The 3,695-nt window shown below is 59.8% G+C and carries 1 protein-coding gene; it reads right to left on the reverse strand.

Annotated elements, in window-relative coordinates; translation table 11 throughout:
* Nucleotides 1–3,041, reverse strand: a 3,041-nt coding sequence (locus tag PEP31012_RS23415) for an autotransporter outer membrane beta-barrel domain-containing protein (RefSeq protein WP_150591604.1), incomplete at its 3' end; no start/stop codon positions are given.
* Between the last annotated feature and the right edge of the window lie 654 nt (nucleotides 3,042–3,695).

Here is a 3,695-nt window from a genome sequence, read left to right on the forward strand (position 1 = left end):
AACGAGGCCCAACCGGCGATGCCGTTATCGGCCGACATCGCGCCGTTCGTCGTCTGGTCGTCGAACACCGAGCCGCCAGCGATCATGCGCGTTTGCATGCCGCGCTGGAACGACGTCGCTGCGCCCTGAGCGGCCGTGGCGTTGTTCACCAGCGATTCGCCCGAGAGCAGACGGGCCGAGCGACGCTGCGCTTCCGAGCCCGCCGTTTGCAGCGCCATGGCCGAGAGCACGCTGCCGCCAACCTTGCCCGAGGCCAGATCGCCCAATGCCACACCATCGACCGACGCCAGCACCGCTTGTTCGTTGGCCGTGTAGCCGCCTTCGGCTGCCAGGAATTTGACGAGGTTCTTTCCAGTGATCGTCGTCTCGATGCCCGGTTCGGTCGTCGGATCCGTCGGGTCCTTCGGGTCCGTAATCGTCGGTTCCGGTTGCTTGCCACCCGTAATACTACCCACGGTCACTTCCCCACCGATCACTCCGGCATTCTCTTCGGACGTCACCACTTGGAAATTGCCCAGGAGATCGAGAAGTTCGATGTCGTCGGCAAGCGCAACATCGAGTTTCGTGTTGCTGAAGTCACCGCTCTGCGTGACGTGAATCTGACCGCCGGCGAGCTCACCCTCAACCTTCTCGACGCGCGACTTGATCTTCGCACCTGCGTCAGAGGCGTAGGTGCCCACCTCGAGCCTGTTCATACCCAGATCGACCGTACCGTCGTTCTGCAGGTTCTTGACGCCGCTGACGTTCGTGCTCAACGCAACCGTGCTCGCGCTTGCGACGTTCACGGTGCCCGAGCCCAGCGCGTTGGCATGCGCCGCCGTCAAAGTGCCGGCATCCACGTTCAGGATCGAGACGCCGCTTTGATCCCCGGCCAACGTCAGGTTGCCCGTGCCGACCTTGGCCACTCTGACGACCTTCGAGCCACGCAGAGAAGCAGCCTCTTGCGCGGCGTCCGCCTGCGTGGCGTCCGATGCCATGCGCAGCGTCTCCGACGTTTGCCCGTCTTCCGTGTCCACCGGGGCCGGCGGCGCGCCATGCGAAATCGAACCGGCGAAACGATCGTCGCCGTTCAATTCGCCGAGCACAAGCGCCGTATCGCCTGTGTAGATCGCGCCCGTACCGGTCAACGAACCGATAGAAAGCGTTTTGTCCAGATCGCCGTCAGCCTGCGTAATGCCGACCTTGGAAATATCCAGGACGCCGCCGGAAGTCAGTTCGATCTTGGCCTGATGGGCCGTGACGCCATCGGCCATGTTGACGACGCCCGAGTTCGTCAGGTGCATCTGCTCGAGCTGCGTGGTTGCGAACGACAGCGTCGCCCCGTCAGCGTTCGCGACGATGGCGTTACCGCCCTCCGACGCCGAGATCGAGGCATTGCCCGACGCATTGATCAACGCCATGTCCTGAAGGTCCATGTCCTGGATCTTCAGCGTGCCGTGGTTGGTAACTTTGGCCGCGCCGCCGAGCGATTTCACCATTTGCTTCGTCGGATTGCCCGCGCTCTCGACCGCCGGCTGGACGTCCGCGTCGAGTACTTCGACCAGCTTGCCGCTGATGGTCGCCGTGCCGGTGGCCTCATTGGTGATCGTGGAAGTGCTCAGATTCGAGGCAGTCATGGTGAGGGTACCGCCGTTGGCGATGGATGCATCGCCTACCGAAGCACCGTCAAACGTCGCCTTGGCAGCGATGGCCGGATCGCGCTTCGTCAACCCGGTCACTTCCGGCAACGCATCAAGCTCGTCCTGCGAAAACGCGCGGCCCACCGAGATCGCGCTCTCGCCTGCGGTCGACCCTTCGGCGAAGGTCAACTCACCACCGTTGCGAAGCGCAATCGTCGCGGTTGCCGCACTGGCGCGGTCAAACGTCAGCCCGCCACCATCGATCACCTCAATTTTCGCGTGACCGGCGCTGGTTTTCTCTCCGAATACGATCTGCCCGGCCGCGCCGCTATCAGCACCGAACTTGCCAGCCATCAGCGTCACATTGGCCGCATCATCGGCAATACCGACGCCCTTGTCCGAGAAGTTGAGCTTGCCCTCGGCGCCCACCAGCACGGCAAGCTTGCCGCTTCCCTCGATCGCCTGGTTGACGTTCAGCGTGCCGCCCACGACACCCACTTGATGCTCGGCGCCTTCGAGTGCGCGAAGGGTGCCGATTTCACGGGTTTTAACACTGGCCAACTCGGTCGCGCCGTGAATCGCATCGGATGCCCGGCCGGAGAAGCCGCCGATTTCGAGGGTGGCGCCTTTGACGATCTTCGTCTGCGCGTCACCGACGCCCACGGCCGCCTGATTCGCAAAGGCTTTCAGGTTTGCATCCCCCCAAGACATCAACTGGTCGGCGTTCGTGTCAGCGCTATCGGCATTGACATCGAGCAGATAGGTGGAAGCCAGTCGAGCCGAATCCTCCGCATTCCCGACAGCCGACAACGAGGCGAGCTTATGGTTGAGCATTGCCAGATTCTGCTGCGCTTTCGTGGCAGCGTCCTGGGCAGTGGTGACGGCGGCTGTGTGCGTGCCCTTGTCGATCAGAGGATTCAGCGTGAGTCGCTTACTGCCCGAGGCGAGTTCGCTTTCGCTTTCGATATCTCGCACAGCGGCGGCCAGCTTTGTCAGCGCGGTTTCGTGTGCTTTATCCAATGCGGACAAGGCGCCATCCAAACCTCGACGGCCATCCAAATCCGACTTGGCCTTTTCAATATGCGGCATTACCGCCTGAAAGGCCGAGAATTTCTCTGCGTCGGTTCCGTCAGATTCCACCGCATCTCTGAGGGCGGAGGAAATATCGGCAATTTCTTGATTATTTTTTAATTGAACACTTGCCCGGAAATTACTCTCCTTCGCCAGTGCAATCGCGCCTCGCTTTTCCCCGAGCACCTTGATGCTGCTATTTCTGTCTGCCTGCCACTCCGGCACCTGAGGCGGCACAGCGTCGCTTGCCACCGCATAGCCGGGCAGCGCTGCCGCCGTCACCACGGCCGCGACGGCCATGCAAATCTTCGTCTGACGCAGGGCGTTTGACTTCGGATGGTTCTTTTGCATTCGATAATCCATAAATTAATTCGTGAAAAGTGACGAATCGCTCCATCACGCGCCAGACACGGCACGACGACCTGCGTCAAGGCTCACGAAGTCTAAAATCCGGACTATCGAAATCGATGCAAAAGCACTTGAATTTGATACTTAACCCAAGAATTTGTTTTTTGATTCAATTGGGATAAATATTGAAAAAACATCAATCAAATAAAAGATAATTCCCAATAAAAACACTTTCCCTATCATCGATATCCCAATTAATCAAAAAATGATGTCCGCAAACAACGGGCAAGTGCGTGAAGCGCGTCATTTCCTACCGAACAATTTCCGCTCGGCGGCGCGTATTTTTGCCACCTGGCCAGTCGCCTGGAGACGGCGAGATGCTGTCATCGCACGTCGAAAATAGAAAAACCCGCCGTACCCTTTCGGGTACGACGGGTTCCCTTTCTTTCTGTGCGGCGCGTCGATCATGACAGCTCGTCGCGCCAGACGGATCGCCTTGGGAAGCGATCCGTGCTTTCCCCTTGCGAGGAAAGCGTCCTGCTCACGCCCTTAGAAGCGATACTTTGCCGAGATACCGCCACCCAGCGCGCTTTCGCCCTTGCGCACGCTGACGTTGCCGCCCACGCGCACTTCCAGTTGCTTCTTGAGCTGCATGTC

Source organism: Pandoraea eparura, assembly GCF_902459725.1.
Classification (GTDB): Bacteria; Pseudomonadota; Gammaproteobacteria; order Burkholderiales; family Burkholderiaceae; genus Pandoraea; species Pandoraea eparura.